This window comes from Ruegeria sp. BHSB172, assembly GCF_059613165.1.
On the sequence record NZ_JBXWRZ010000012.1, the window covers coordinates 54,649 to 80,041 of the forward strand.

Here is a 25,393-nt window from a genome sequence, read left to right on the forward strand (position 1 = left end):
CGCGGAATTGGCCTCTGGCGGAAATGCTGCGCCTGCGATATGCGCAGGGCAGGCTTCCGGAGGATCAAGATGTACGTAGCCACCCTGTTGACCAACCCCAAGACGCCGTCGCTGGACGGGGCGCTGATCGACGCGTTGCGCAATGCCTGGGGTGGGGGCGACATCCAGTGGCTGAGCCCCGACGAGGCGGCCGAATTTACTCTGCCGGCGGTTCCGGAAAACCGCTGGGATGTCTGGGCCGACCTGCAGAAACTAGGCGTCGATCTGGTGGTGCAGCCGGCCCAGGGCCGCCGCAAGAAGATGCTGTTGGCCGACATGGACAGCACGATGATCCAGCAGGAATGCATCGACGAACTGGCCGACGAGGCCGGGGTGGGCGAGCGGGTCAAGGACATCACTGCCCGCGCCATGAATGGCGAACTGGATTTCGAAGGCGCGCTGACCGAGCGGGTGGGCCTGCTGAAGGGGCTGGACGTGTCGGTGATCGACCGGGTGCTGAACCAACGCATCACCCTGATGCCGGGCGGCCGAGAACTGGTTGCTACGATTCGGGCCAATGGCGGCTATGCCGCGCTGGTCTCGGGCGGGTTCACCGCGTTCACGGCCCGCGTGGCCGAGCTGCTGGGTTTTGACGAGAACCGCGCCAACACGCTGCTGGCGGCGGACGGCAAGCTGACAGGTGACGTGCAGCGCCCGATCCTGGGCCGTCAGGCCAAGGTTGAGGCGCTGGAACAGATTTCGGCCCGGCTGGGTATTTCCGAGGCCGAGGTGATCGCCGTGGGCGACGGGGCGAATGATCTGGGCATGCTGGAGCGTGCCGGGACGGGGGTGGCCTTGCACGCCAAACCCTCGGTCGCCGCGCAGTGTGACGTGCGCATCAACCATGGCGACCTGACCGCGCTGCTGTACCTGCAGGGATATGCCCGATCGGATTTTGCGCAGGGCTGATCCGACGGTTTCGGGTTTTCATTGTTTAACATTCGTGTTAAACAATGGGCATGAACACGCTGCTCGATGCCTTTTCGGCCCTGTCCGACCCGACCCGATTCACGATCGTTGAACAACTGATGGATCAGGGCGAACTGCCCGCAGGCGACCTTGCCCGGGGCAAGGGTATGTCCGGCGCGGCCATTTCCCGGCACCTGAAGGTTTTGCGGCAGGCCGGGCTGGTGAGCCTGCGCGTCAACGGCACCCAGCGGATCTATTCGATCCGCCCCGAGGGGCTGCGGGCGATTGCCGAATGGACCATCTCGAAACGCAAGTTCTGGGAGGCAAGCCTGGACCGCCTGGGCGACATTCTGCAGGAGGACCCCTCATGGCCGACCTGAAGCTGGTGCGCGACTTTCCGGTCAGCGCCGAAACCCTGTTCGTCTGGATCAGCGACGGAACCAGATTGTTGCAGTGGTGGGGCCCTGAAGGGGTCGAGGTGCCGGAGCACGACCTGGATTTCTCGCGCCTTGGTCCGTGGTATTCGGTCATGGTCAATGGCGACGGGCAGCGGTTCAAGGTGTCCGGGCATGTGACCCATGTGGACCCGCCGAACTCGGTCGGGTTCACCTGGGGCTGGCATGACGACCAGGACCAACGCGGCGCCGAGAGCCATGTAACGCTGACGGTCGAGCCGACCGGCACCGGGGCGCGCCTGATCCTCGATCACCGCGATCTGGGCGATGACGACGTCTCGGCCAATCATGAAAGCGGCTGGACCTCGTCGCTGCGCAAGCTGGAAGCCCGGCTTGCCAACCCTGTCTGACCAAAAGGGAGACCAGAAAATGCCTCAGTACCTGTTTGTCTACCACGGTGGCACCACGCCGACCGACCCGGCCGAGATCGAAGCCGCCATGGCCGCCTGGGGCGCGTGGTTCCAGAACATGGGGCCGGCGCTGGAAATCCCCGGCAACCCGGTGGGCCAATCTTATACCGTCAGCGCCGATGGCGTGACCGACAATGGCGGGGCCAACCCGGCCTCGGGCTTTACCGTGGTCAAGGCCGACAGCATCGAAGCCGCCACCGAGATGGCCAAGGGCTGCCCCATGGTGGTCAACGGCTCGGGCTCGGTCGAGGTGGCCGAGATCCACGAGATCGAGATGTGACCCTTACCCGGGGAAACCCGGCGCGGGGCGGATCACGCCGCATTCCAGCCCGCGGCGGCTGTATTGCGTGGCGTTCATGAATTTGCGCGTGGCCGGGTGATCGGCTTCGAGCACGCCGAGGCTGACGAGAATGGCGGCGATCGCGCATTCGCTGGCGCGGGTGGCGCCATCGGTGATCTTCAACGCCACGCCCATCTTCTTTTCCGGGATGATCGCGACAAATACGGCCTCGGCCCCGGTCTTGATCGCGGCACGCCCGTTCATCGCGCGCATCAGTTCGGTGCAGGCGCGGGTTTCCCCGGCCACCAACTCGGGGTGGGCGACCATCGCCCGGGTCAATTGCAGGGCCGCGTCGCTGGCCCGGTCCGACCGGTCGCCGGCTGAGGCAAACCACGCCATCGACCGTGCCAGCCCCACCAGCGAAGTGGCGAAATTGGGCGCCGAGCAGCCGTCGATCCCGTAGCATGGGCTATCCTCGCCCGTGGTCTCTTCGAAAGCCGACAGGCAGGCCTGCTGCACGGGGTGGTCGATCTCGATATATTCGGGGCCTGCACCCATGTGCCGGGCAAGGGTCAGGAACCCGCAATGCTTGCCCGAGCAGTTGTTGTGGATCTGGCAGGGCGTGTCATCGGCCAGGATCAGGCCGTCGCGCGCGGCCATGTCGGCCGGCTCCTGCGGGCCGCAGCGCAGATCGGGCTCGGAAAGGCCCAGATGATCCAGCCATGCGGTCACGCGTTCGGTATGGATCGCTGCGCCGTTGTGCGAGGCGCAGGCCAGTGCTAGGTGCTCGGAGCCCAGCCCGTATTTGGCCGCCGCGCCCGAGGTGACCAGCGGCAGCGCCTGGATCATCTTGGCCGACGACCGCGGATAGATCACCGCATTCGGATCGCCCCAACTGCGCACGATCTGACCGCTGTCGTCGCAGATCACCGCATGGCCCAGATGAAGGCTCTCCAACAGCGGTCCGCGCCATAGTTCGGTCATCGGTACGGGTTGCGTCATGTCGTCCCTCCGGAATGTGCGCAAAATTCTGCCAATCGCCCTTTCGCCTGTGGCGAAACCTGCGTTAGTGTGTGTATGTCGGCAATCATCCGGATGCGCAACTGCAACAGACGGACCGTTAGGGTTCGCGGCCATCCGGGGTGGAGTTGAGGTGTGGGTCGAGCCAGGAGGCTGAACAGATGAGATCGAAGCTCGTCCGCGTGATCGCGGGCCTTTGCGTGGCGGGGATGGCCACGACCGCAATCGCCCAGCAGGCGACAAGCACGAACCGGGTGGCGGCAAAGACCGACTGGAGCGTCTTCGTCGAGGACGATCCGACCGAATGCTGGAGCGTCTCGGCGCCCAAGGAAACGGTGAATACCCGCGGCGGGCGGGTCGTGTCGGTGCGGCGCAGCGACATTCTGCTGTTCGTGTTCTACCGTCCGAATGCCGAGGTCAAAGGGCAGGTCACCTTTACCGGCGGATACCCGTTTGCGCCGGGATCGACCGTCAACCTGAAGATCGACGACAACGAATTCGAGCTGTTCACCGAAGGCGAATGGGCGTGGCCGGCCAGCGCCGCGGATGACGCCAAGATCGTGACCGCGATGAAACGCGGCACCGAAGCCGTTCTGACCGCCCGGTCGGCGCGCGGAACCCAGACCAAGGACACCTTTTCGCTGCTGGGCTTCACCGCGGCCATCGAAGAGGCCGAGAAACGCTGCACCCAGCAGTAAGAACCGTTCTTGGCTCCATGCGAAAGCTCCGCCCATCCGGCGGAGCTTTTTTCGGTGCAGGTTTCCGCTACGTCGCCGGCTCGATTTGATCCGTATCAAGGCCGAAGCGGCTTGAACCTGAACAATCCGGTTCAGTTCAAACCAAAGGAGCCACGCCATGACCACCAAACCATTCCTTGTTCTTCTGGTCGCTGCCGCCGCCGTTCTGAGCGCCTGCGAGAAATCCGCCGACACCTATCCGGTCACGGGTGAGCAGTGCGGCCCGAACGATCCGGTCAAGAAACTGGACGCCGAGGATTGTTACATCCCGCCGGCGGGGCTGTAATAGCAACGGACGCATGAATCGTGCCCAAACCCTTCTGCCGTGCTAACGTTCGTTTCAGTGCACAGCGATAAAGGGGCTAGCCATGCGTTGGGTTTGGGCAGTGATATGTGTGCCGGCATCGGTTTTCGCGGACCCCGCATTGGAATGCACCGATGCCGGATCGCAGGTTGAGATCGGCGCCTGCGTCGGTCAGGCTGAAGCCAATGTCGAGGCCGCTTTGGTGCAGGCCTTCGGTCTCGCGGCCAATGCTGCGAAGGAACTGGACGAGGTCACCGGGCGCACCGTCGCGCTGCCTGCGCTCGAGGCCTCTCAAGCCGCGTGGCAGGCCTATCGCGACGCGCAATGCGAGGCGGTGGGTGCGTCCTATGGTGGTGGATCGGGAACGGGTATCGCGATCACCTCGTGCCGGGTCGAGCTGGGGCGGACCCGGGTGACCGAACTGCTGCGGTACGTGAACTGACACCCGAGTTGCACGAATCCTTTTGATCTTTGCCGGCGTTCCTATATAGAGGCGCATCCCAAGCCAGAACGCCCGAGAACCACCATGACCGCCAAAGCGCCGATCACCCAGGATGTCGTGACCATTCCCCGCAAACTGCCCGAGGGAAAGATCAACCTTGTCGGTCTGACCCGCGACCGGCTGCGCGAGGTTCTGATCGAACACGGCACCCCGGAAAAGCAGGCCAAGATGCGGGTGAACCAAATCTGGCAGTGGATCTATCAATGGGGTGTGCGCGACTTTGACCAGATGACCAATCTGGCCAAGGCCTATCGCGCGCAGCTGGCCGAGCATTTCGTGATCGAAATCCCCGAGGTCGTCACCCGCAAGATCTCGTCCGACGGCACCCGCAAGTACCTCGTGCGCATCGCCGGTGGGCACGAGGTCGAGGTCGTCTACATCCCCGAAGAGGATCGCGGCACGTTGTGCATCTCTTCGCAGGTGGGCTGCACGCTGACCTGTTCGTTCTGCCACACCGGAACGCAGAAGCTGGTACGCAACCTGACTGCCGCCGAGATCATCGGTCAGGTGATGATGGCGCGCGACGATCTGGACGAATGGCCCACCCCGGGCGCGCCCAAGAACGAGACGCGCCTGCTGTCGAACATCGTGCTGATGGGCATGGGCGAGCCGCTTTACAATTTCGAAAACGTCCGCGACGCGATGAAGATCGCGATGGACCCCGAGGGCATTTCTCTATCGCGCCGGCGTATCACCCTGTCGACCTCGGGCGTGGTTCCCGAGATCGCCCGCACGGCGGAAGAGATCGGTTGCTTGCTGGCGATCTCGTTCCACGCCACCACAGACGAGGTGCGCGACGTTCTGGTGCCGATCAACAAGCGCTGGAACATCGAGGAACTGCTGCAGGCTCTGGCTAGCTATCCCAACGCGTCGAATTCCGAGCGGATCACCTTTGAATACGTGATGCTGGACGGCGTGAACGACAGCGACGAGGACGCCCATCGCCTGATCGACCATATCAAGCGCCACAACATTCCGGCCAAGATCAACCTGATCCCGTTCAACGAATGGCCGGGCGCGCCCTACAAGCGCAGCTCGAACAACCGGATCCGGGCCTTTGCCAACATCATCTATCAGGCCGGGTACGCCTCGCCCATCCGCAAGACGCGGGGTGACGACATCATGGCCGCCTGCGGTCAGTTGAAATCGGCCACCGAGCGCGCCCGCAAATCGCGCCGCCAGATCGAGGCCGAGGCCGGGCTGAAAGGTTGATTCGACGCCCGCGGGTTCGCGGGCAAATGGTCTGTAATTTTATCGCCGGATTTGGTAGTCTTGAGCCATGAGACGTGCGCTGTTGCGCGCACGTGAAATCTGCGCACAAGACGGTGAGTTGGACAGTCCGTTTTCTGGTGCGTTTCGACCAGTCCGCTCCTATTTGTCGGGGAAATCTGCGGAATTCAGGCAAGCCTTGAACAGGGTGGGCCAATACATGAACGCACTGACGAAACTGTCAACGATCTGCATGACCGCCGCGTTGGTGGCATCGGGCGCCGCCATTTCATGGGCGCAATCCAACGAGACCGAGGCGCATCTGGCGATCGAGAACCCGGCGGAGCTGAGCAAAGAGGACGCGCAGCAGCATTATCGCGCCCTGAAGAAACAGATGGATCGCGGATATGCCACCGCGCATCTGGATCAACTGATGAACTATCAGCACTGGCCGCTGTTCAACGACGCACCGTACCTGTCGGCCACGCATGGGCAGCGCTACGTCAACAGCTATGCCAACCGGATGGCCCACAATTATGGCACGTTGCAACCGGGGGAAGATTTGCCCGTGGGCTCGGTCTTGGCCAAGGACAGCATGACCGTCACGGATGAGGGCCGGGTGCATCCCGGCGCCCTGTTCGTGATGGAGAAACTGCCAGAAGGCACCAGCCCCGACACCGCCGACTGGCGCTATGTCATGGTGATGCCCGACGGGTCGCTGTTCGGCGACACGATGGGGGATCGCGCGGGGGCGGTTGCCTATTGCCATGTCTGCCACGAAGCGGTCGCTGACCGCGACTATACGTTCTTCGTGCCAGAGGATTACCGCGTCGGCAACTGATCGCGGGCCGCGTCACCGGGTAGTTTCAGGGCGGCGGCCTCACGCCGGCTGAGCTGTTCACCCTGCTTGCGTTTCGACAGAACCTGACGCGCCAGGGCGTATTTGTCATCCTGCCAGAAGATCAAGCAGCCGTTGCAGCCCTTGCCGCAGCAACCCTCGGTGCCGACGCGGTTGGTCTTGAACCGGCGCGCGGTGCCGTCCTGTCCGATCTTCTCCACCAGCTCGTCGCGGCGGCGCGCATAGGCCGCGGGATTGTCGCGCCCCGAGGTTTCCAACCCCTGCACCAGCTTGTCAAAGCGGATGCGGCTCCAATGTTCGTCGGTCAGGGCACGTTCCTTGCGCAGGACCGAATATACCGGGAAACAGGCGCGCAGGTCGTCGGGGTCTTCGTGATCGAACAGGGCAAACGGCAGGCGGATCACGGTTTTCGTGCTGCCATGCACCACGTCCAGCTTGGCTCCGTCGCTGGCGCGTTCGAACTCGTAGACGCGCAGCAGGACCGTCTCGCGCGAGATGGGCGAGACGAAATCCAGCACGTCGCCGGGTTCGAGCTTGTTCTTCACCTCGACCAGGAACGCATCCTCGGTCACGTCGGTCACCAGCCCGGCATATTCCCATTGGGCGATGGTCGCGGTGTGCTCGTAATCATGCGCGTAATTGGTCAGCCGCCCCTCGTGAAAGGCCAGCGTATAGCCGCGGTTTCCCACGGTCTCCAACTCGCGCATATAGGGTTTCGGGTCCCAGTTCTCGGGGTCGGCATAATAGTCGTCGATGGCCATGCGATAGGCGCGCGCGACGATGGCGGCATAATATTCCGACTTGCCGCGCCCTTCGACCTTGAGGCTGTCGACACCGATCTTCAGGTATTCGTCCAGCTTGGGCATGATGCACAGATCGCGCGAATTGAGGATGTACGAGCCGCGATCATCCTCTTCGATCGGCATCAGTTCACCCGGGCGGCAGCCTTCTTCCAGCAGGAATTCGAACAGGTCGGCGTTTTCCTCGGTGATCCGCAGTTCCTGATGGGTGCCGTCCTTCAGGCGCAGCTTCAGCGCATAGTTCCAGCGGCAGGAATTGGCGCAGTTGCCCTGGTTGGCGCCGCGCTCGGCCATGAAGTTCGACAGCAGGCAGCGGCCCGAATAGGTCATGCACATTGCACCGTGCACGAAGGCCTCGAGCCGGATGTCGGGGCATTTCTCGCGGATCTCGACCAGTTCGGGGTACGAGACCTCGCGCGCCAGAACCACCAGTTCCGCGCCCTGATCCTGCCAGAACTTCACCGACAGCCACGAACAGATATTGGCCTGGGTCGAGATATGCAGCGGCAGTTCGGGCGCGCGGTCGCGCACGTACTGGAACACGCCGGGGTCGGCGATGATCAACCCGTCGGGCCGTACCTTGCGGACGGTGTCGATGTATTGATCCAGCTTTGGGATGTCTTTGTTGTGCGAGAACAGGTTCAGCGTCAGATAGGCGCGGCGTCCATGCGCGTGGCAGAACGCGACCCCTTCGATCACCTCGTCCAGCGAAAACTCGGACTTGGTGCGCAGGGACATGTCGGGCGTTCCAAGATAGACCGCGTCCGCCCCGTACAGGATGGCCAGTTTCAGCTTGCGCAGATTGCCCGCAGGCATCAGCAATTCCGACTTGGTCCGTGTCATCGCAGCACCCGGTTCCGACTCGATGGCGCCTTCTAAGGTAAAACCACCGACTCCAGAAGGGCAAACCAGCCTTGCACGCAGGCTCTAACTGCGACGGAACCGCGCTGTTCCGATCCGTTCGACCAACTGGTTGCGCACCGGGTCGGGTTGGGCGTCGATGGCGCGCAGCACCTCGCGCAGTTCCGCCCGCAGACCGTGTATCTGGTCGATCAGCGACAGCACCATCGACAGGGCGTCGGGCTCCATCTCGTACTGGTCGTCCAGCTCGCAGGCCAGTTGCAGGCGCGCCATGTCCAGCCGCTCGTAGACCAGCCCCTGGTCGGACTGGCGCGGGATCACGATCCGGGCGGACAGGAAACGGGACAACCGCTCCGAGGTCAGGCTCTGGACGGCTTCGATCAGTTCGGCTTCGGTCAGAGAACGGGTCATGCCGGCATTCCTTTCCGCGGGTCATAGCTGTGCGAATTGCGCCAGTTCTGGATGAACTGCTTCAGTTCGTCGTCGATCTTGTCGGGCATCACCACGCTCAGCTCGATCAGCTGGTCGCCACGTTTGTCCGAGCCGCGTTTCCTGACGCCCTTGCCCCGCAGACGCAGGGTCTTGCCGCTACTGGTGCCCTCGGGCACGGTCACGTTCACCCGGCCGTCGATCGTGGGCGCGGGGACCTTGCCGCCCAGAACGGCCTCGTCGATGGTGATCGGCAGGGTGATGCGGATGTCGTCACCCTCGCGCTTGAATACCGGGTGTTCAGCCACGCGGATCGTGACCAGCGCGTCACCCGGTGGCCCCTCGCCATAGCCCGGCGCGCCCTTGCCACGCAGGCGGATGGTCTGGCCGTCGGTGATGCCGGCAGGGATCTTCACCTCGATCCGGTCACCACTGGGCAGGGTAAGCTTTTGCGTGGCGCCAAAGACCGCGTCCAGGAAGCTGATCTGCAGGCTGTAGTTCACGTTGTGACCGGGCGCATGAAACTCGCGCGCACGCCCCCCGTTGAAGCCTCCGTTGCCACGGTTGCCGAAGAACTGGGCAAAGATATCGGACATGTCGTCGTCCTCAACCCCGCCACCCGCGCGATAGGGGTTGCCCGCGGTTTCCGCATATTCGCGGTAGTATTGCTGCTGCGGGCGCTCCTGGCCCGAGGCGTCGATCTCGCCCCGGTCGAATTTTGCCCGGGTTTCGGGGTCCTTCAGCAGGTCATAGGCTGCGGCGGCGGCCTTGAACTTGGCCTCGGCCTTGGCGTCCCCGGGCTTGAGGTCCGGGTGGCAGTCCTTGGCGATGCGCCGGTAGGCTTTCTTGATTTCGGCGGCACTGGCGTCTTTCGAGACGCCCAACACCGAATATGGATTGTCGCTCATATATCTCTCGTTTCTGATGGGTTGCGCCAGTGGATGTTGTTGGCAGTTAACCTTTCAGATTGTGTCGTGTCATGGAATTTCAACAGGACCGAATACCGAGAAGATTGAATTTTCTCGAAAAATTCCGGCATCCTGATAATATCCGCATGTTTCGAACTGTTGCGGATGGAGTCAAACGCATGTCACGCAGAATCAAGTCGGCCCTGGCCCTGTTGGCGGGCAATGCCATCGGTCTGTTGTTGGCCAGCCTGTTGCTGACCGGCTTTTCGATCAAGCCGGTGTCCTTCATCGTGGTGGTGATCGTGTTCACCCTGGTTCAGGTCGTGGCCGAGCCATTGATCCTGAAGATCGGGGAAAAGAACGTGCCGGCGCTGAAGGGCGGCATCGCGCTGGTGGTCACCTTCGTGGGCCTGTTGATCACCGATCTGGTCGCCGCAGGGCTGACCGTCGGCGGTATCTCGAACCTGCTGGCGGCGACGCTTCTGGTGTGGCTGGGCGCCTTGATCGCCGGGGTTCTGCTGCCGATCTACGTCTTCACCGAACTGCGCGAGCCCAAGAAATAAGGCTCAGGCCAGCGCATTTAGGCTGTTGTTCAGAGCCTGCCACAGCTCGTCCACTGGTTCACACCCGACCGACAGGCGCACGAAACCGGGATCGACCTGATCCCCCCAGCGCGCGCGCCGCTCGGCCGAGCTGTGCACGCCACCGAAGGACGTGGCCGGGCGCAACAGCGGGCAGCCATTGATGAACCGTTCGGCCTGGTCTTCCGAGGCCAGCGTGATCGTCAGCAGAAAGCCGAACCGTGCGGTCTGTTTTCGGGCCAGATCGTGCGACGGGTCCGACGGCAGGCCGGGATAGCGGATCTGCGTGACCGCCGGATGATCGGCCAGCCGTTCGGCCAGAGCCTGCGCCGAGCTGCACATGCGGTCGAACCGGACGTCCAGCGTCTCCAATCCGCGATGCAGCAACCAGGCTTCATGCGGGCCTGGGATCGCGCCCGAGACGCGGCGCCATTCCTCGACCCGTTCCATGATCTGGGCATCGCAGCTGGCCACGTGGCCCATCAGCAGGTCGGAGTGTCCGCCCATCGCCTTGGTGTCCGAGGCGACGAGGATGTCGATGCCCAGGTCCAGCGGGCGCTGTCCAAGCGGGGTCAGCGTCGTGTTGTCGGCGATGGTGATGCCACCCGCGGCGCGCACGTCTCTCGCCACCTGCGCCAGGTCGATCATGTCGAGCCCGGGGTTGGACGGGCTTTCGACGAAAACCACATCGAACCCGTCGAACCCGCCCTGCGCGAATGCGGTCGTGGGGCGCTCTTCGACCGACACGCCCAGCTTGGCGAGGAACCGGTCGGCCAGCAGGCGGGTGACATAATACCCGTCCGACGGGATAAGGATGCGCGACCCCGCCCGCACGGTGGCGAACAGCGCGGCCGAAATCGCGCCCATGCCGGACGGAAAGATCAGGCAGGGTGCGTCTTCGAGATGCGCCAGCACGTGCTCGACCTGCGTCCAGGTCGGGTTGTCAACCCGGCCGTAGGTCGGGTGCCCGTCCGGCGCGCCGGGCAGGTGGAACATGCTGCTTTGGGTCAGCGGCAGGGCCACCGGCTCGCCCTTGCTCAGCGCGTTGCCGCGCAGATGCAGCATCTCACCGGTCTTGGGAGGGCGCGCCATCGCTCAGCGCCCCGGAATGTCGCTGCGCGGCGGGGCGGGTTCCCAGCGCTCGATGATGTCGACCGCCTCTTGCGCGGTTTCGACAAAGCGGAACAGGTCCAGATCCTGTTCGGAAATCGTGCCGGCATCGGCCAGGGCTGTCCAGTTGATCACCCGTTCCCAGAATTCGCGCCCGAACAGCAGGAAGGGCACGCGCTCCATCCGGCCGGTCTGGATCAGCGTCAGCGACTCGAACATCTCGTCCAAGGTGCCGAACCCGCCGGGGAAGATGGTGATCGCGCGGGCGCGCATCAGGAAATGCATCTTGCGGATGGCAAAATAGTGGAAGTTGAAACACAGATCCGGCGTGACGTACTGGTTCGGGGCCTGTTCGTGCGGCAGCACGATGTTCAGCCCGATCGAGCAGCCGCCAGCATCATGCGCGCCGCGGTTGCCGGCCTCCATCACGCCGGGGCCGCCGCCGGTGACGATCACGTTCTCGCGGCAGCCGCACAGCTTGGATTTCTCGGTCATCAGCCGTGCGAATTCGCGCGCCTCGTCATAATATTTCGAAAGTTCGGCCAGGGTCCTGGTCCGCGCGCCGTCTTTCTTGGACGGTTCTGGTATGCGCGCGCCGCCGAACATCACGATGGTCGACGTGATCTCGCGCTCGGAAATGTTCAATTCGGGCTTTAGCAACTCCAGTTGCAGCCGCACGGGGCGCAGCTCGCTGCGCAGCAGGAATTCTTCATCGGCAAAGGCCAGCCGGTACGAGGGCGAGCGTGTCTGCGGGGTGTCCGGAACCTCGCTTGCGGTCGAGCGGTCGGTCTGGGCGTCGCGGAAGGGGCTGAGGCGTTGATCTTTCATTGCTGGGCGTTCCCTGCTTGCGTGTTTTCCAAACAGCTATAGGGTTCGCGGGCGGAGTGCCAGTCACGGAAAGATGAGAATGGATTGGAAACACGAGATTTCGGCAGCGGCCCAGAGGATTGCCGGCCATGCGCAGGTGACGCCGGTCATGACCAGTGCTGGTCTGGGGCTGGGCTATCCCGTCGAGCTGAAGCTGGAGCACCTGCAGCATACCGGCAGTTTCAAGGCGCGTGGCGCCTTCAACACTTTGCTGAGTACGGATGTGCCCGCGGCCGGAGTGGTGGCGGCATCGGGCGGGAATCACGGTGCGGCTGCGGCCTATGCCGCGCGGGCGCTGGGCCATCCGGCCAAGATCTTCGTGCCCGAGATGGCCGGTCCATCCAAGATCGCCCTGATCGAACGGATCGGGGCCGATCTGAGCGTCGTGCCGGGCGAATATGCCAATGCCCTGACGAAGGCGCGTGAACACGAAGACCGAACGGGTGCGATGCAGATACATGCCTATGACGCGCCGGCAACGGTGGCCGGGCAGGGTACCTGTTTCGCCGAATGGGACAGCCAAGGCTTGCAGGCCGATACCATATTGGTGGCGGTGGGCGGCGGCGGGCTGATCGCGGGGGCGCTGGCTTGGTTTCAGGGCGCGCGCAAGGTCGTTGCGGTCGAGCCGGAAACGTCGCGTGCTTTGAACGCCGCGTTGCAGGCCGGTGCGCCGGTGGATGTTCCGGTGTCGGGTATCGCTGCCAACGCTCTGGGCGCGCGGCGGATCGGCGACATCTGTTTTGGGCTGGCAAAGGGGATGACGTCGGTGCTGGTCAGCGACGATGCGATCGCCGAGGCGCAGCAGCGCCTGTGGCAGGCGCACCGTATTCTGGTCGAGCCGGCGGGCGCGACGGCACTCGCGGCTCTGACCTCGGGCGTTTACACGCCGGAACCCGGCGAGCGGGTCGCGGTTCTGGTCTGCGGGGGCAATATCGCACCTGATCCTCTCAATCCTCTCACCGCTTGAATTTGCGCCTTGAGGGCCGAGCCTTGGGATTATAGATAAAATCCCATGACCGCCACGATTGCAGATTCCATCTATGCCCGGCTCAGCCAGCGCATCATCACGGGCGAGCTGCCTGCGGGTGAGAAACTGCGGCAGGACCATATCGCGCGGGCGTTCGACACCAGCCATGTCCCGGTGCGCGAGGCGCTGTTGCGGCTTCAGGCGCATGGTCTGGCCCACAGCGAACCACGGCGCGGCATGCGTGTCACCGCGCTGGACCCGGCCGAGGTGCGCGAGGTGATCGAGATGCGCGTGGCCCTGGAATCGCTGGCCCTGCAACATGCGATCCAGAATTTGACACCGGCGGATCTCAAGGCGGCCGACAAGGCCCGCATCGCCTGCGACGAGGCCCAGGACATGCCAACATGGGAAACCCGGAACCGCGCCTTCCACCGGGCGATCCTGACACCCTGTGCGCGGCCGCGCCTGCTGCATACGATCGACGATCTGCACATCGCCAGCGCCCGCCATCTGTTCGCCCATTGGCGTCACCGCTGGGTCCAGCGGAAAGACACCGACCACGCCGCCATCGTGCAGGCGATGAAGCGCCGCGATACCGCCACGGCCACAGCGATTCTGGTGCGCCATATCCGCCGCGCCAGCTGAGACCGGCGGGTTTTGGCACCGGGTGGCCGCAAATGGCCCCGCCAACGTCGCATTGCGCATTGGCCCCGGCTTTCATATAGGCAACACCAACCAAACGAGAGTCAGCACGGAGTAACCCCATGTCCAACGCCCAACTGGAAACTGCCATCGAGGCCGCATGGGAGGCCCGCGACACGATCACGCCCGCCACCACCGGTAAACAGCGCGAAGCGATCGAGGACACTTTGAACGCGCTGGACAGCGGCGCGCTGCGGGTCGCCGAGAAGCAGGCCGATGGCAGCTGGCATGTGAACCAGTGGGCCAAAAAGGCGGTTCTGCTGGGCTTTCGCATCAAGGACATGGAAATCCAGTCCGGCGGCCCGCAGGGCGGCGGCTGGTGGGACAAGGTCGACAGCAAGTTCGCCGGCTGGGGTGAAAACCAGTGGCGCGCGGCCGGTTTCCGCGCTGTGCCCAACTGCGTGGTGCGCAAATCGGCCTATATCGCGCCAGGCGTGGTGCTGATGCCGTCTTTCGTGAACCTCGGCGCCTATGTGGACGAAGGCACCATGGTCGACACTTGGGCCACGGTCGGGTCCTGCGCGCAGATCGGCAAGAACGTGCATCTGTCGGGCGGCGTCGGCATCGGCGGCGTGCTTGAACCCATGCAGGCCGGTCCGACCATCATCGAGGACAACTGCTTTATCGGCGCGCGGTCCGAGGTGGTCGAGGGCTGCATCATCCGCGAAGGCTCGGTTCTGGGCATGGGCGTCTATATCGGCCAGTCCACCAAGATCGTGGATCGCGAGACCGGCGAGGTCTTCTATGGCGAGGTGCCGCCTTATTCGGTGGTGGTGTCCGGCTCGATGCCGTCGAAGAACGGGATCAACCTGTACTGCGCGGTGATCGTGAAGCGGGTCGATGAGAAGACCCGTTCGAAGACCGGGATCAACGAGCTGCTGCGCGATTGATCGTAGACGTCGTTCAATGTTCCGAAGGTCGCGGCTCTGGTCCGCGGCCTTTTTCGTTCGGCAGAGTCGGACCTATCCCGCCTGGTAGTTGGCGAGATCCTCGGGCGCGTGCAGCAGGGTGCCTTCGTATTTCGGTAAATCATCGCGCAGATCCAGCCAGGGCAGCTTGCTTTGATAATTGACGTGAAAGGTTGGCGCAAAGTCTGAAGGGTCTTCCAGCGAGGTCGCGTACAGGTGCATCCCGCCCTCATAGTGGTCGGCCTCGAACCCCATCGGAGAGCCACACGTGGCGCAGAAATGACGCTGGACGCCGTTCGAACTGGCGAAAGTACGCGGTGTTGCGGCGGTCCATCGGAAATTGCGTGAGGGTACGCCCAACCACGCGACCACGGGCGCGGCGCAATTGCGGCGGCAATCGTCACAATGGCAATAGCAGCTCCAGGTCTCGGGGCCCTCAAACTCCCAGCGGGTTTCACCGCACAAGCAGCGGCCGCGTTTGGTCATGATGTCCTCCGTCGTTTTTCGCGACCAGTCTGACTGAACGGTGGGCTTGAGCGCGTCAAAAAACGACACGGCATCCGGGAACCGCGTCGAGCTGCCATGCTTGACCATCGACCGACCCCCGGCTAAGGCCCACGGCATGGAAAAGCAAAAGAAACCCTCGCGCCAGCAGGTCTATACTCTGTTGGTTCAGATTGGTCGCAAGGATGGCGACGGCCTGCCCGAAGGAGCCACCGGCGCGGCGCTCATGTGCTATGCCAGCGGCGTGGACGAGGCCGAGGCCGTGCGCGAAACCGTGGCCATTCTCAAACAGGCCGATACGGCCCCGCTGGACGTCACCGGCTATGGGACCCTGGCCGAGCGCGAGGCGCAGGGGCACGAGATCGACCCGGACGAACGCGCGTTGATGCAGAGGGCGCTGGATGAAAACGCGGTGATCGTGGCGCAGATGACACCGTTTTTCGGCGACAAGCCCGAAGGCAGCTAGCGCCGCGCGCCGAACCACTTGCTATAGATCTGGTCGTAGGTGCCGTTCTCGCGCAACGTGAGCAGCACCCGGTTGACGTCTTCGTCCAGCGGTGACCCGGTCGGGAACAGGATGCCGTAGTTCTCGCGCAGGAAGACGCCGCCGGTCATTGCCGCAATCTTGCGCCCCTCGTGGGTAGCAAAATAGGACAGGATCGGCGCGTCAAACACAACAGCATTCAGGTCCCCATCCCTGAACGCGGTCAACATGCCGTCGAGGTCATCATAGCCGACGAATTCGATCTCGCGCCGGTTCAGGAAACTGGCGGCGGTCGAGCCCGAGATCGTGCCGACCTGTTTGCCGTACAGGTCGTTGACCGAGTTGATGTTGCTGGTGATCGCGTCCACCGTCATCACCGAGGTGATCCGCGCGGTGAACACGGATACGATGAACAGCGAGGACACGACCAGCACCACACCCAGAATGCGTCCGAAGGGGGTGCGGGGCATGCGCTCTTCGAACCCGCCATTGACCACCAGGTTCAGCGCCCACCAGAAGGACGGGAACCAGGCCTCGTTCAGGTCGCGGTCGAAATAGGGTTGGGATCGGCGTTCGAATCCCCACATCAGCATGCCGCCACCCAGCAGGATGGCAAAGGCCAGCCCGATGGCGATGAACAGCTCGCGCGACAGCAGCGCCTGCATCAGGGACGGGCTGCGCGCCGCGTCGGAGGGCACCATGATCTGCAGACCGGCCTCGAAGATCGGCTGGCTAAAATCCATTCGGGCTTCGCGGTCGGCGGTGATCGAGATGTTGGCGATGGCCATGTCCGCCTCGCCGTTTTCGACCGCCGACAGCATGTCGCCGAACGTGTCCATGCGGACGACCGTATATTCCCAGCCCAGCTCCTCGGCCAGTGCGGCCAGCAGATCCATTGAAAACCCGGTATCCACGCCCTCGACTTCATACGAGAACGGTGAGCGGTCCACCGTCGCGACCGTCAGAGTTTCGGCCTGGCTGGCTTGTGCAAGGGCTGCCATGGTCAGGCAGATCAATGCGAAAAGGGCGCGCGTCATGGGGTATTCACCTGTTTCGCGGCCCTCTAGCTCAATTTGGCGTGCTGCGGCAAGGCCGTCGCAAGGTCATCACCTCAGAATTCTTTGTCCCGCATTTTCGGGCCGGATCGCCGGAAAACCGTAGATCGGGGTTGGCATCGCCGCCAATTCGTTGAATCTGTGCGGTATCCCGTCCCACGCCGAAACCGCGAGGCCCCCGAATGACCGACCCCGTAGACCTGACCGCAGACCTGATCCGTTGCCCCTCGGTCACACCCGAGGAAGGCGGGGCGCTGGTTCTGCTGGAAGAAATCCTGTCGCGGGCCGGTTTCACCTGCACGCGGGTGGATCGCGGCGGCGTCTGCAACCTGTTCGCCCGGTGGGGCGACAAGGGGCATGCGCGCAGTTTCGGGTTCAACGGGCATACCGATGTGGTGCCGGTGGGCGATGAGGCCGCATGGACCTGCCCGCCGTTCGGCGCGGAAATCCATGATGGCATTCTGTACGGCCGGGGCGCGACCGACATGAAATCGGGGGTTGCGGCTTTTGTTGCGGCGGCGGTGGATTTCGTGCGCGACACTCCGCCGGACGGGGCAATCATCCTGACCATCACGGGGGATGAGGAAGGCGATGCGGTGGACGGCACCACCGCGCTGCTGGACTACATGCAGGCGCAGGACGAGCGGATGTCAGTCTGTCTTGTGGGCGAGCCGACCTGCCCCAACGAGATGGGCGAGATGATGAAGATCGGCCGCCGCGGGTCGATGACCGCTTGGTTCGAGGTGACGGGCGTGCAGGGCCATTCGGCCTATCCGCATCGCGCCAGAAACCCGGTGCCCGCTCTGGCGCGGCTGATGGATCGGTTGGCCAGTCACGAACTGGATCGGGGGACGGACCATTTCGACGCCTCGACCCTTGCTGTGGTCACGATGGACACCGGCAACGCGGCCACCAACGTCATTCCGGCCCAGTGCCGTGGCGCGGTGAACATCCGGTTCAACGACCTGCATACAGGCGTCAGCCTCAGCAACTGGCTGAAGGCGCAGGCAGCCAACGTGGCGGCGGAGTTCGGCGTGCAGATCGACACGCGGATCAAGGTCTCGGGCGAAAGCTTTCTGACGCCTCCGGGGCCGCTGTCGGATCTTGTGGCCCGGGCCGTCGAGGCCGAGACCGGCCGCTGGCCCGAGCTGTCCACGACCGGCGGCACCTCGGACGCGCGGTTCATCAAGGATCACTGCCCCGTGGTCGAGTTCGGCCTGGTCGGTCGCACCATGCACCAAGTGGACGAATCCGTCCCGGTCGAGCAGGTCCGCCAGCTCAAGGCGATCTATGCCCGGATCCTGGCCGACTATTTCGCCTGAGCGATTGATGCGCCCGGCCGCTTTTTGGTCATGACGCGGTCGTATAGGCATGCTAGGCGGACATCATGAAACGCATACCGACCAAGCAGGAGATCCTCGACTGGATCTCGGCGAACCCCACGCTCACTTCGAAACGCGACATTGCCAAGGCCTTTGGCATCAAGGGCGCGGACCGGATCGACCTTAAACGGATCCTCAAGGAGCTTGAGGCCGAGGGCCATCTTGAAAAGCGCAAGCGCAGCTATCGAGACCCGGACCGCCTGCCGCCGGTCAGCGTGTTGCAGGTCAAGGCGCCGAACGCCGATGGCGACCTGTTCGCGCGACCGCTGGAATGGCATGGAGAAGGGGTCGAGCCGATCGTGCTGATTATATCCCGCGCCAGCGACCCGGCGCTGGGCGAAGGTGACCGCATCCTTGCCCGCCTGACCCAGGTGCATGCAGAAGACCACAATTACGAGGCCCGCCTGATCCGCCGCATCGGCGCCAATCCGCGCCGGGTCGTCGGGATTTTCCGCAAGGGCGCCGAGGGCGGGCGGATCGTGCCGATCGACAAGGCCGGATCGACCGAATGGCTGGTGGCCGAAGGTGCGGCGCTGGGCGCCAAGGATGGCGAATTGGTCGAGGCCGAGCAGGCCGGGCCGAAAAACCGTATGGGGCTGCCGCGCGCGCGCATCGTGGAACGGCTGGGCGATCCGTCCGCGCCCAAGGCGGTGTCGCTGATCGCGATCCACCAGCACGGCATCCCGGACGATTTTCCCGATGACGTGATCGCCGAGGCCGACTTGGCCAAGCCCGTCGGGCTGAAAGGGCGCGAGGATCTGCGGGACATCCCTCTGGTGACCATCGACCCGTCGGACGCGCGCGACCGTGACGACGCCTGCCATGCCCATCCCGACGACGACCCGAAAAACCCGGGCGGCCACGTGATCTGGGTCGCCATTGCCGATGTGGCCGCCTATGTGCGCCCAGGCAGTGCGCTGAACCGCGAGGCGCGAAAGCGGGGCAACTCGACCTATTTCCCCGACCGCGTCGTGCCGATGCTGCCGGATCGTCTGTCGGGTGATCTGTGTTCGCTGCACGAAGGCGTGCCGCGCGCCTGTATCGCAGTGCGGATGCGGATCGATGCAAACGGCAACAAGATCGACCACCGCTTTGTGCGCGGGCTGATGCGCTCGGGCGCGTCCCTGAACTATGCCGAGGTGCAGGCGGCCATCGACGGCACCCCCAATGACCGCACCGGCCCGCTACTGGAGAGCGTTCTGAAACCGCTCTATGCCGCGTATGGCGCGCTGAAGACGGCCCGCAACGAACGTCAGCCGCTGGACCTTGACCTGCCGGAACGCAAGATCGTGCTGAACGACAAGGGCGGGGTCGAAAGCGTGGCCTTCCGCGAGCGGCTAGACGCGCACCGGCTGATCGAGGAATTCATGATTCTGGCCAACGTGTCCGCGGCCGAGACGCTGATCGCCAAGCGCAGCCCGCTTCTGTTCCGGGTGCACGAGGAGCCGGCGCCTGAAAAGCTGGAAAGCCTGCGCGAAACGGCACAGGCCGCTGGGCTGAATCTGGCCAAGGGGCAGGTGTTGCAGACCCGTCACCTGAACGCGCTGCTGAATGCCGCCGCCGGCACCGAGGATGCCGAGTTGATCAATCTCAGCACATTGCGGTCGATGGCGCAGGCCTATTACAGCCCCGAAAACTTTGGCCATTTCGGGCTGGCGCTGCGTAACTACGCGCATTTTACCTCGCCCATCCGCCGCTATGCCGACCTGATCGTGCACCGGGCGCTGATCTCGGCCCATGGCTGGGGCAAGGACGGTCTGACCGCCGACGAGATCGAGCGTCTGGAGGAGATCGCCACCCATATCTCGGATACCGAGCGCCGCTCGATGATGGCCGAGCGCGACACGACTGACCGCTATCTGGCGGCCTATCTGAGCGAGCGCGTCGGCAACGAGTTCACCGGCCGCATCAGCGGTATCGCCCGGTTCGGGGCCTTCGTCAAACTGGATGAAACCGGGGCCGACGGGCTGGTGCCGGTGCGGTCGCTGGGGCGCGAGTTCTTCCATTTCGACGCTGAAGCCGGCACCCTGATGGGAGCCGATACCGGCCTGACCATCGCCATCGGTCAGCGTGTCACCGTGCGCCTGACCGAGGCCACGCCGGTGACCGGCGGGCTGGAACTGGAGCTGCTTTCCATCGACGATCAGCCGATGCCACGTGGGGGCGGCCGTGGAAAGCCGGGTCGTCCGACGCGGCGCAAGGCGGTCAGCACCAAGCGCAAGAAGGACAAGATCAAGCGCAAGGTCGAGCGCAAACGCCGTCAGCGGTGATGGTGCGCAGCGCCTTGCAAAGGAACGCTTTGTGAATTTCCGGATTCGGGTTACCCTGAGCGCGAGCAGTCATCAGGAAAACCTGAATCATGAAATATGTGTGTGGCTTATTGGCCGCCGCAGTTTGGGCATCCAGCTTGCAGGCGGAGACGACCAACCTTTCCCTTGGGCCAGCAGACGCCAGGGTTCAACTGGCCTCGGCCGATCTGACCGCGTCGCTCAGGCCGGTGCCTAGGCCCGCGCACGGCGCGCATCGTGTGGCGGCGGTAAATCCCCGGTTCGAGGTCTGGCTTGGCGCGTTCCAACGCCGGGCCTTGGCGCAGGGGATCAGCCAGGCCACGTTGAACCGCGCCCTGAGCGGCGTGACCCAAGACCCTGACATAATCAGACGCGATCGAAACCAAGCCGAATTTTCCAAGCCGATCTGGGAGTATCTGGACTCGGCCGTCTCGGACCAGCGCATCGCCAACGGGCGCAAGGCGCTGGAACGGCATCGCCGTGTTCTCGACCGGATCGAGGCGCGATACGGGGTCGAGAAAGAGGTCGTCGTGGCCGTCTGGGGGCTTGAGACGTCCTTCGGCAGCTTCCGGGGCAGCTCGCCTACGATCCGATCGCTGGCGACCTTGGCTTTTGACGGGCGGCGGGCGGAGTTCTTTGAAACCCAGCTGCTGGCCGCACTGCAAATCCTGCAGGCGGGCGACGTGCGCCCCGAGGCGATGACCGGCAGTTGGGCCGGGGCGATGGGGCACACGCAGTTCATGCCGACCTCATATCTGGAACACGCGGTGGATTTCGACGGTGACGGCCGGCGCGACATCTGGTCGGACGATCCCACAGATGCGCTGGCCTCGACCGCGGCCTATCTTGCGCGCTTCGGCTGGACCAAGGGCCAACCCTGGGGCATCGAGGTACGCCTGCCGGCGGGGTTCGACTATGCCCAGGCCAGCCGCGAAATCACCCGATTGCCCTCGGACTGGGCGGCGTTGGGTGTTCGGGCGGCGGATGGGCGGGCGATTGCCGATCATGGACCGGCTTCGATCCTGCTGCCGGCGGGCAGCAACGGCGTGGCTCTGATGATCTTTGACAATTTCAGCGTGATCGAGCGCTACAATGGCGCCGATGCCTATGTCATCGGCATTGGCCACCTGTCGGACCGGCTGGCCGGGCAAGGCCCGTTCCGCGCCAACTGGCCGCGCGGCGACCGGGTGCTGAGCTTTGCCGAACGCAAGGAACTGCAACTGCGCCTGACCCTTGCCGGGTTCGACACGCAGGCCATCGACGGACGGATCGGTCCGAACACCATCAATGCGCTGCGGGCCTATCAGGTGGCACGCGGCCTGGTGCCCGATGGCTATGCCACCGTGCAAGTGCTGGAACGGATGCGCTGAACGAAAAAGGGCGGCCGCGTCGGGCCGCCCGTTTGCGATGTTTCCGTGAAATCAGGAGGCCGCTTTCATCAGGCCCTGGGCGATGATCTCGGCCTGCGCCTCGTCCAGCGACTTGTAGATGCGCACGAACATCTCGTCGATATCGGCCGGGGTCAGAATCAGCGGCGGCGAAATGATCATCCGGTCGCCCACATGGCGCATGATCAGGTTGTTGGCAAAGCAGCGATCGCGGCAGATGTACCCGACCGTGCCCGGATCGGAGGCGAACTTGGCCCGGCTGGCCTTGTCCGGCGTCAGCGCGATCGAGGCCATCATGCCCACGATCTTGGCCTCACCGACCAGCGGGTGCTCGACCAGCGCCTCCCATTTCTGTTTCAGATAGGGGGCCGCGACATCGCGCACATGCTCGACGATCTTTTCTTCTTCCAGAATGCGCAGGTTTTCCAGCGCAACGGCCGCCGCGACGGGGTGGCCCGAATAGGTATAGCCGTGGTTGAACTCGGTCCCGCCGATCACCTCGGCGATCTCGTCATTGACGATCGAGCCGCCGATTGGCGCATAGCCCGAGCTGAGCCCCTTGGCGATGGTCATGATATGCGGGCGAATGTTCATGGTCTGCGAGCCGAACCAGTTTCCGGTGCGACCAAAGCCGCAGATCACCTCGTCGGCGATCAGCAGGATGTCGTACTTGTCGCAGATGCGCTGGATTTCCGGCCAGTAGGTGTCGGGCGCGACGATCACGCCGCCCGCGCCCTGGACCGGCTCGGCGATGAAGGCGGCGACGCGGTCTTCGCCCAGTTCCAGAATCGCCTCTTCCAGCTCGCGCGCGCGGGCCAGGCCAAATTCCTCGGGCGTCATGTCGCCGCCCTCGGCCCACCAGTTGGGCTGGTTGATGTGGTGGATGTTCGGGATCGGGATGCCGCCCTGTGCGTGCATGCCGGCCATGCCGCCCAGCGACGCCGACCCGACGGTCGAGCCGTGATAGGCGTTGCGGCGGCTGATGATGATGTTCTTGTTCGGATGGCCCTTTTCCGCCCAATAGGTGCGAACCAGACGGATGTTGGTGTCATTGGCCTCGGACCCGCCGGCGGCGAAGAAGACATGATTCAGGTCGCCTGGCGCCAGCTCGGCCAGTTTGGCCGCCAGCGCGATGGCTGGGACATGGGTCGTTTTGAAGAAGGTGTTGTAGTAGGGCAGTTCGCGCATCTGACGCGCTGCCACCTCTGCCAGCTCGTCGCGGCCATAGCCGACGTTCACGCACCACAGACCGGCCATGGCGTCCAGAATTTCTTCGCCCTCGCTGTCGGTCAGATAGACGCCCTTGGCACGGGTGATGACGCGGGCGCCTTCCTTGCCCAGGGCATTGTTGGCCGAAAACGGGTGAAGGTGATGCGCCGCGTCCAGCGCCTGCAACTCGGCGGTCGGCATGTGGTTGGTGATGGTCGGCATCGGGAGGTTCTCCTGCAACAGCGGTTGGCGGCCAGAATATGATCAAATTTTTTCCTGTCAATCGACTTGGGCGCTCTCAGTCGTCCGCCAATGCCTCGGCCATCAGCTCCATGCCCTGTTCGATGTCTTGCGTCGTTGCTTTTGCGACCTTTTCCGCGTCACCCGCCCGCAACGCGCCGATGATATCCTTGTGCCGATCCGGCAGGCTTTGGGTGCCGAACCGCCCGCAGACGACACGCAACGAAGGACCGAATCGCAGCCACAGACGCTCGGCCAGGTCCTTGAGGATCGGCGCGTTCGCGTGGTCATACAGCTTTTCGTGGAAGGCGTGGTTCAGACGCAGGTAGCCGCTGACATCACCATCGGCGATCATGCGATCCAGACGCCGGTCGATTTGCTCCAGCTGGTCGATGTCCGCCGTGGTCATCCTGCTGGCCGCGCGACGGGAAAGTTCTGATTCCACGGCGTTTCTGGCAAAAATCATCTGTTCGACATCCGCCGCCGTCAGAAGTGGCACGCTGACCCGGCGGTTGCCCTGAAAGATCAGCGCGCCATCCGAGATCAGGCGGCGGATCGCTTCGCGCACCGGGGTCATGCCGACCCCCAGTGATTCGGTCAGGCCCTGGATCGTGACCGGCTGGCCGGGTACCAGTTCGCCGAACAGGATCTGTGACCGCAACGTCCGATACACCTGTTCATGCGCCGGCGCCTTCTGCGCTCCGTCATCGACCCCGGATGCCTTATTTTTGATCAAATCCAAGTGTTTCACCTCGATCCCGATGGTCCTGACTTGTCAGGTTTGCTGCCGCGTGAAACCATACGACGGATCGACGGAAAACGCAAAACTTGATCAAATCTAAAAAAACGGGATGATACCCCTACACTTGCAGGGAGAAGAAAATGAAAATCAGAACGCTGACGATGACGGCGATCGCCGCCTTGGGGACGTCGGCCGCATTCGCGGAAGAGGTGCGCGTCTACAACTGGTCGGATTACATCGACGAGGAATTGCTGACCAAGTTCGAGGAAGAAACGGGCCTGACCCTGATCTACGACGTGTTCGACAGCAACGAGGTTCTGGAAACCAAGATGCTGGCCGGCGGGTCGGGCTATGACGTGGTGGTGCCTTCGGGCACGTTCCTGCAACGGCAGATCCAGGCCGGTGCGTTCCAAAAGCTGGACAAATCCAAGCTGCCGAACCTGGCCAACTTGTGGGACGTGATCGAGGAGCGCACGGCGCAGTATGACCCGGGCAACGAATACGCCATCAACTATATGTGGGGCACCACCGGAATCGGGGTGAACGTGGGCAAGGTTCAGGAAGCGCTGGGCGAGGACGCCCCCATCGACAGCTGGGACCTGGTTTTCAATCCGGCGAACATGGAAAAGCTGGCCGGCTGCGGCGTGCATTTCCTGGACGCGCCGGCCGAGATGATCCCGGCCGCGCTGAAATATATCGGTGAAGACCCCGACAGCCAGGATCCGGACGTGATCGCCAAGGCCGAGGGCGTTTTCATGGCGGTGCGTCCCCACATCCAGAAGTTCCACAGCAGCGAATACATCAACGCGCTGGCCAATGGCGACATCTGCGTGGCCGTGGGCTGGTCGGGCGACGTTCTGCAGGCCCGCGACCGGGCGGACGAGGCCGACAACGGCGTGACAATCGCCTATCACGCGCCCAAGGAAGGCGCGCAGATGTGGTTCGACCAGATGGCGATTCCGGTGGATGCGCCCAACCCGGACGGTGCGCACAAGTTCCTGAACTTCATCATGGACGCCCAGAACATGGCGGCGGCCACGAACTATGTCTACTACGCCAACGGCAACAAGGCCTCGCAGGAGTTCATCCTGCCCGAGATCCTGGAAGACCCGGCGATCTATCCGCCCGCCGACGCGTTGGAGAACCTGTTCACCACCCGGCCCTATCCGGCCAAGGTGCAGCGGGTCGTGACCCGTCTGTGGACCAAGATCAAGTCGGGCACCTGATCAGGTGCTCGGGCGCAA

28 protein-coding genes are annotated in these 25,393 nt (G+C 63.7%); 18 read left to right on the forward strand and 10 right to left on the reverse strand.

Annotated features, from left to right (window positions below):
• Positions 1 to 69 precede the first annotated feature (69 nt).
• From serB to AC2FM3_RS08740, 4 genes are read left to right on the forward strand one after another with little or no spacing between them, the layout of a single operon-like run.
• Complete coding sequence (serB, locus tag AC2FM3_RS08725; protein ID WP_496680688.1) at positions 70 to 948, forward strand: phosphoserine phosphatase SerB; 879 nt, start codon at positions 70 to 72, stop codon at positions 946 to 948.
• A 50-nt stretch (positions 949 to 998) separates the two neighbouring features.
• A complete protein-coding gene (locus AC2FM3_RS08730; protein ID WP_496680690.1) occupies positions 999 to 1,328 on the forward strand; it encodes an ArsR/SmtB family transcription factor in 330 nt (109 codons plus the stop codon).
• On the forward strand, positions 1,316 to 1,753 hold the full coding sequence (locus AC2FM3_RS08735) for an SRPBCC family protein (protein ID WP_496680692.1): 438 nt from the start codon (positions 1,316 to 1,318) through the stop codon (positions 1,751 to 1,753). Before AC2FM3_RS08730 ends, AC2FM3_RS08735 begins: the two co-directional genes overlap by 13 nt.
• A 19-nt stretch (positions 1,754 to 1,772) precedes the next feature.
• Positions 1,773 to 2,093: a YciI family protein gene (locus AC2FM3_RS08740; protein ID WP_496680694.1), complete on the forward strand. Its 321-nt coding sequence runs from the start codon at positions 1,773 to 1,775 to the stop codon at positions 2,091 to 2,093.
• A gap of 3 nt (positions 2,094 to 2,096) precedes the next feature.
• Here AC2FM3_RS08740 and AC2FM3_RS08745 read toward each other — a convergent pair whose 3' ends face one another.
• The gene (locus tag AC2FM3_RS08745) at positions 2,097 to 3,095 is read right to left on the reverse strand and encodes an asparaginase (RefSeq protein ID WP_496680696.1); all 999 of its coding nucleotides are present in this window, start codon (positions 3,093 to 3,095) and stop codon (positions 2,097 to 2,099) included.
• A gap of 179 nt (positions 3,096 to 3,274) precedes the next feature.
• Between AC2FM3_RS08745 and AC2FM3_RS08750 the strand changes: the two genes are divergently transcribed.
• The 5 genes from AC2FM3_RS08750 to AC2FM3_RS08770 all read left to right on the forward strand — a co-directional run bounded on the left by AC2FM3_RS08750 (position 3,275) and on the right by AC2FM3_RS08770 (position 6,706).
• Entirely contained in the window at positions 3,275 to 3,811 is a 537-nt protein-coding gene (locus AC2FM3_RS08750) for an invasion associated locus B family protein (RefSeq protein WP_496680697.1), read from the forward strand.
• 157 nt (positions 3,812 to 3,968) lie between these two features.
• Positions 3,969 to 4,136 carry a hypothetical protein gene (locus AC2FM3_RS08755; RefSeq protein WP_496680700.1) on the forward strand — a complete coding sequence of 56 codons (168 nt, stop codon included), beginning with the start codon at positions 3,969 to 3,971 and terminating at the stop codon, positions 4,134 to 4,136.
• Between the two features lie 82 nt (positions 4,137 to 4,218).
• On the forward strand, positions 4,219 to 4,596 hold the full coding sequence (locus AC2FM3_RS08760; RefSeq protein ID WP_496680702.1) for a lysozyme inhibitor LprI family protein: 378 nt from the start codon (positions 4,219 to 4,221) through the stop codon (positions 4,594 to 4,596).
• 84 nt (positions 4,597 to 4,680) lie between these two features.
• Positions 4,681 to 5,868 carry a dual-specificity RNA methyltransferase RlmN gene (rlmN, locus tag AC2FM3_RS08765; protein ID WP_496680704.1) on the forward strand — a complete coding sequence of 396 codons (1,188 nt, stop codon included), beginning with the start codon at positions 4,681 to 4,683 and terminating at the stop codon, positions 5,866 to 5,868.
• A gap of 217 nt (positions 5,869 to 6,085) precedes the next feature.
• Entirely contained in the window at positions 6,086 to 6,706 is a 621-nt protein-coding gene (locus AC2FM3_RS08770; RefSeq protein WP_496680705.1) for a cytochrome P460 family protein, read from the forward strand.
• Here AC2FM3_RS08770 and AC2FM3_RS08775 read toward each other — a convergent pair.
• From AC2FM3_RS08775 to AC2FM3_RS08785, 3 genes are all read right to left on the reverse strand, one after another.
• Positions 6,688 to 8,367, reverse strand: coding sequence for a U32 family peptidase (locus AC2FM3_RS08775; protein WP_496680707.1), 1,680 nt, complete (start codon positions 8,365 to 8,367; stop codon positions 6,688 to 6,690). The two genes, AC2FM3_RS08770 and AC2FM3_RS08775, sit on opposite strands and share 19 nt — an antisense overlap.
• Before the next feature lie 84 nt (positions 8,368 to 8,451).
• The gene (locus tag AC2FM3_RS08780) at positions 8,452 to 8,796 is read right to left on the reverse strand and encodes a hypothetical protein (protein ID WP_496680709.1); all 345 of its coding nucleotides are present in this window, start codon (positions 8,794 to 8,796) and stop codon (positions 8,452 to 8,454) included.
• Positions 8,793 to 9,722: a DnaJ C-terminal domain-containing protein gene (locus AC2FM3_RS08785; RefSeq protein WP_496680712.1), complete on the reverse strand. Its 930-nt coding sequence runs from the start codon at positions 9,720 to 9,722 to the stop codon at positions 8,793 to 8,795. Before AC2FM3_RS08785 ends, AC2FM3_RS08780 begins: the two co-directional genes overlap by 4 nt.
• A gap of 179 nt (positions 9,723 to 9,901) precedes the next feature.
• On the opposite strand from AC2FM3_RS08785, the gene AC2FM3_RS08790 reads away from it, so the two are divergent.
• On the forward strand, positions 9,902 to 10,285 hold the full coding sequence (locus AC2FM3_RS08790) for a hypothetical protein (RefSeq protein ID WP_093964407.1): 384 nt from the start codon (positions 9,902 to 9,904) through the stop codon (positions 10,283 to 10,285).
• A 3-nt stretch (positions 10,286 to 10,288) separates the two neighbouring features.
• Here the strand turns inward: AC2FM3_RS08790 and AC2FM3_RS08795 are convergent, their stop codons facing one another.
• Positions 10,289 to 11,395: a cystathionine gamma-lyase gene (locus AC2FM3_RS08795; protein WP_496680714.1), complete on the reverse strand. Its 1,107-nt coding sequence runs from the start codon at positions 11,393 to 11,395 to the stop codon at positions 10,289 to 10,291.
• A 3-nt stretch (positions 11,396 to 11,398) separates the two neighbouring features.
• Positions 11,399 to 12,241, reverse strand: a complete 843-nt coding sequence (locus AC2FM3_RS08800; protein ID WP_496680717.1) for an LOG family protein — start codon at positions 12,239 to 12,241, stop codon at positions 11,399 to 11,401.
• A 79-nt stretch (positions 12,242 to 12,320) separates the two neighbouring features.
• Here AC2FM3_RS08800 and AC2FM3_RS08805 point away from each other — a divergent pair, with 79 nt between their 5' ends.
• The 3 genes from AC2FM3_RS08805 (at position 12,321) to dapD (ending at position 14,839) form a co-directional block, all read left to right on the forward strand.
• Positions 12,321 to 13,247, forward strand: coding sequence for a threonine/serine dehydratase (locus tag AC2FM3_RS08805; RefSeq protein WP_496680719.1), 927 nt, complete (start codon positions 12,321 to 12,323; stop codon positions 13,245 to 13,247).
• A 45-nt stretch (positions 13,248 to 13,292) separates the two neighbouring features.
• On the forward strand, positions 13,293 to 13,892 hold the full coding sequence (locus AC2FM3_RS08810) for a GntR family transcriptional regulator (RefSeq protein WP_496680721.1): 600 nt from the start codon (positions 13,293 to 13,295) through the stop codon (positions 13,890 to 13,892).
• A 119-nt stretch (positions 13,893 to 14,011) separates the two neighbouring features.
• Positions 14,012 to 14,839: a 2,3,4,5-tetrahydropyridine-2,6-dicarboxylate N-succinyltransferase gene (gene dapD / locus AC2FM3_RS08815; RefSeq protein ID WP_496680724.1), complete on the forward strand. Its 828-nt coding sequence runs from the start codon at positions 14,012 to 14,014 to the stop codon at positions 14,837 to 14,839.
• 72 nt (positions 14,840 to 14,911) lie between these two features.
• Here the strand turns inward: dapD and AC2FM3_RS08820 are convergent, their stop codons facing one another.
• Positions 14,912 to 15,343: a GFA family protein gene (locus AC2FM3_RS08820; RefSeq protein WP_496680727.1), complete on the reverse strand. Its 432-nt coding sequence runs from the start codon at positions 15,341 to 15,343 to the stop codon at positions 14,912 to 14,914.
• Between the two features lie 136 nt (positions 15,344 to 15,479).
• Here AC2FM3_RS08820 and AC2FM3_RS08825 point away from each other — a divergent pair, with 136 nt between their 5' ends.
• Positions 15,480 to 15,827: a DUF8846 family protein gene (locus AC2FM3_RS08825; RefSeq protein WP_496680729.1), complete on the forward strand. Its 348-nt coding sequence runs from the start codon at positions 15,480 to 15,482 to the stop codon at positions 15,825 to 15,827.
• Here AC2FM3_RS08825 and AC2FM3_RS08830 read toward each other — a convergent pair.
• Positions 15,824 to 16,882, reverse strand: coding sequence for a transporter substrate-binding domain-containing protein (locus tag AC2FM3_RS08830; RefSeq protein ID WP_496680731.1), 1,059 nt, complete (start codon positions 16,880 to 16,882; stop codon positions 15,824 to 15,826). The genes AC2FM3_RS08825 and AC2FM3_RS08830 overlap by 4 nt on opposite strands.
• 200 nt (positions 16,883 to 17,082) lie before the next feature.
• Between AC2FM3_RS08830 and dapE the strand changes: the two genes are divergently transcribed.
• The 3 genes from dapE to AC2FM3_RS08845 all read left to right on the forward strand — a co-directional run bounded on the left by dapE (position 17,083) and on the right by AC2FM3_RS08845 (position 21,940).
• Positions 17,083 to 18,222, forward strand: a complete 1,140-nt coding sequence (dapE, locus tag AC2FM3_RS08835; protein ID WP_496680732.1) for a succinyl-diaminopimelate desuccinylase — start codon at positions 17,083 to 17,085, stop codon at positions 18,220 to 18,222.
• Positions 18,223 to 18,287: 65 nt separating this feature from the next.
• On the forward strand, positions 18,288 to 20,552 hold the full coding sequence (gene rnr / locus AC2FM3_RS08840; RefSeq protein WP_496680735.1) for a ribonuclease R: 2,265 nt from the start codon (positions 18,288 to 18,290) through the stop codon (positions 20,550 to 20,552).
• An 89-nt stretch (positions 20,553 to 20,641) separates the two neighbouring features.
• Positions 20,642 to 21,940: a lytic murein transglycosylase gene (locus AC2FM3_RS08845; RefSeq protein ID WP_496680738.1), complete on the forward strand. Its 1,299-nt coding sequence runs from the start codon at positions 20,642 to 20,644 to the stop codon at positions 21,938 to 21,940.
• 51 nt (positions 21,941 to 21,991) lie between these two features.
• Here the strand turns inward: AC2FM3_RS08845 and AC2FM3_RS08850 are convergent, their stop codons facing one another.
• Positions 21,992 to 23,389 (reverse strand): aspartate aminotransferase family protein, encoded by a 1,398-nt coding sequence (locus AC2FM3_RS08850; protein ID WP_496680741.1) that lies wholly within the window; start codon positions 23,387 to 23,389, stop codon positions 21,992 to 21,994.
• A 76-nt stretch (positions 23,390 to 23,465) separates the two neighbouring features.
• Positions 23,466 to 24,149: a GntR family transcriptional regulator gene (locus AC2FM3_RS08855; RefSeq protein WP_496680743.1), complete on the reverse strand. Its 684-nt coding sequence runs from the start codon at positions 24,147 to 24,149 to the stop codon at positions 23,466 to 23,468.
• A 140-nt stretch (positions 24,150 to 24,289) separates the two neighbouring features.
• Between AC2FM3_RS08855 and AC2FM3_RS08860 the strand changes: the two genes are divergently transcribed.
• Entirely contained in the window at positions 24,290 to 25,375 is a 1,086-nt protein-coding gene (locus AC2FM3_RS08860) for a polyamine ABC transporter substrate-binding protein (protein ID WP_496680744.1), read from the forward strand.
• The last annotated feature ends 18 nt before the right edge of the window (positions 25,376 to 25,393 follow it).

What these genes read in the sequence shown, in the direction of transcription:
- serB (WP_496680688.1), top strand. Translation starts at nt 70, where the DNA reads ATGTACGTAGCCACCCTGTTGACCAACCCCAAGACGCCGTCGCTGGAC.
- AC2FM3_RS08730 (WP_496680690.1), top strand. Translation starts at nt 999, where the DNA reads ATGAACACGCTGCTCGATGCCTTTTCGGCCCTGTCCGACCCGACCCGA.
- AC2FM3_RS08735 (WP_496680692.1), top strand. Translation starts at nt 1,316, where the DNA reads ATGGCCGACCTGAAGCTGGTGCGCGACTTTCCGGTCAGCGCCGAAACC.
- AC2FM3_RS08740 (WP_496680694.1), top strand. Translation starts at nt 1,773, where the DNA reads ATGCCTCAGTACCTGTTTGTCTACCACGGTGGCACCACGCCGACCGAC.
- AC2FM3_RS08745 (WP_496680696.1), bottom strand. Translation starts at nt 3,095, where the DNA reads ATGACGCAACCCGTACCGATGACCGAACTATGGCGCGGACCGCTGTTG.
- AC2FM3_RS08750 (WP_496680697.1), top strand. Translation starts at nt 3,275, where the DNA reads ATGAGATCGAAGCTCGTCCGCGTGATCGCGGGCCTTTGCGTGGCGGGG.
- AC2FM3_RS08755 (WP_496680700.1), top strand. Translation starts at nt 3,969, where the DNA reads ATGACCACCAAACCATTCCTTGTTCTTCTGGTCGCTGCCGCCGCCGTT.
- AC2FM3_RS08760 (WP_496680702.1), top strand. Translation starts at nt 4,219, where the DNA reads ATGCGTTGGGTTTGGGCAGTGATATGTGTGCCGGCATCGGTTTTCGCG.
- rlmN (WP_496680704.1), top strand. Translation starts at nt 4,681, where the DNA reads ATGACCGCCAAAGCGCCGATCACCCAGGATGTCGTGACCATTCCCCGC.
- AC2FM3_RS08770 (WP_496680705.1), top strand. Translation starts at nt 6,086, where the DNA reads ATGAACGCACTGACGAAACTGTCAACGATCTGCATGACCGCCGCGTTG.
- AC2FM3_RS08775 (WP_496680707.1), bottom strand. Translation starts at nt 8,367, where the DNA reads ATGACACGGACCAAGTCGGAATTGCTGATGCCTGCGGGCAATCTGCGC.
- AC2FM3_RS08780 (WP_496680709.1), bottom strand. Translation starts at nt 8,796, where the DNA reads ATGACCCGTTCTCTGACCGAAGCCGAACTGATCGAAGCCGTCCAGAGC.
- AC2FM3_RS08785 (WP_496680712.1), bottom strand. Translation starts at nt 9,722, where the DNA reads ATGAGCGACAATCCATATTCGGTGTTGGGCGTCTCGAAAGACGCCAGT.
- AC2FM3_RS08790 (WP_093964407.1), top strand. Translation starts at nt 9,902, where the DNA reads ATGTCACGCAGAATCAAGTCGGCCCTGGCCCTGTTGGCGGGCAATGCC.
- AC2FM3_RS08795 (WP_496680714.1), bottom strand. Translation starts at nt 11,395, where the DNA reads ATGGCGCGCCCTCCCAAGACCGGTGAGATGCTGCATCTGCGCGGCAAC.
- AC2FM3_RS08800 (WP_496680717.1), bottom strand. Translation starts at nt 12,241, where the DNA reads ATGAAAGATCAACGCCTCAGCCCCTTCCGCGACGCCCAGACCGACCGC.
- AC2FM3_RS08805 (WP_496680719.1), top strand. Translation starts at nt 12,321, where the DNA reads ATGGATTGGAAACACGAGATTTCGGCAGCGGCCCAGAGGATTGCCGGC.
- AC2FM3_RS08810 (WP_496680721.1), top strand. Translation starts at nt 13,293, where the DNA reads ATGACCGCCACGATTGCAGATTCCATCTATGCCCGGCTCAGCCAGCGC.
- dapD (WP_496680724.1), top strand. Translation starts at nt 14,012, where the DNA reads ATGTCCAACGCCCAACTGGAAACTGCCATCGAGGCCGCATGGGAGGCC.
- AC2FM3_RS08820 (WP_496680727.1), bottom strand. Translation starts at nt 15,343, where the DNA reads ATGACCAAACGCGGCCGCTGCTTGTGCGGTGAAACCCGCTGGGAGTTT.
- AC2FM3_RS08825 (WP_496680729.1), top strand. Translation starts at nt 15,480, where the DNA reads ATGGAAAAGCAAAAGAAACCCTCGCGCCAGCAGGTCTATACTCTGTTG.
- AC2FM3_RS08830 (WP_496680731.1), bottom strand. Translation starts at nt 16,882, where the DNA reads ATGACGCGCGCCCTTTTCGCATTGATCTGCCTGACCATGGCAGCCCTT.
- dapE (WP_496680732.1), top strand. Translation starts at nt 17,083, where the DNA reads ATGACCGACCCCGTAGACCTGACCGCAGACCTGATCCGTTGCCCCTCG.
- rnr (WP_496680735.1), top strand. Translation starts at nt 18,288, where the DNA reads ATGAAACGCATACCGACCAAGCAGGAGATCCTCGACTGGATCTCGGCG.
- AC2FM3_RS08845 (WP_496680738.1), top strand. Translation starts at nt 20,642, where the DNA reads ATGAAATATGTGTGTGGCTTATTGGCCGCCGCAGTTTGGGCATCCAGC.
- AC2FM3_RS08850 (WP_496680741.1), bottom strand. Translation starts at nt 23,389, where the DNA reads ATGCCGACCATCACCAACCACATGCCGACCGCCGAGTTGCAGGCGCTG.
- AC2FM3_RS08860 (WP_496680744.1), top strand. Translation starts at nt 24,290, where the DNA reads ATGAAAATCAGAACGCTGACGATGACGGCGATCGCCGCCTTGGGGACG.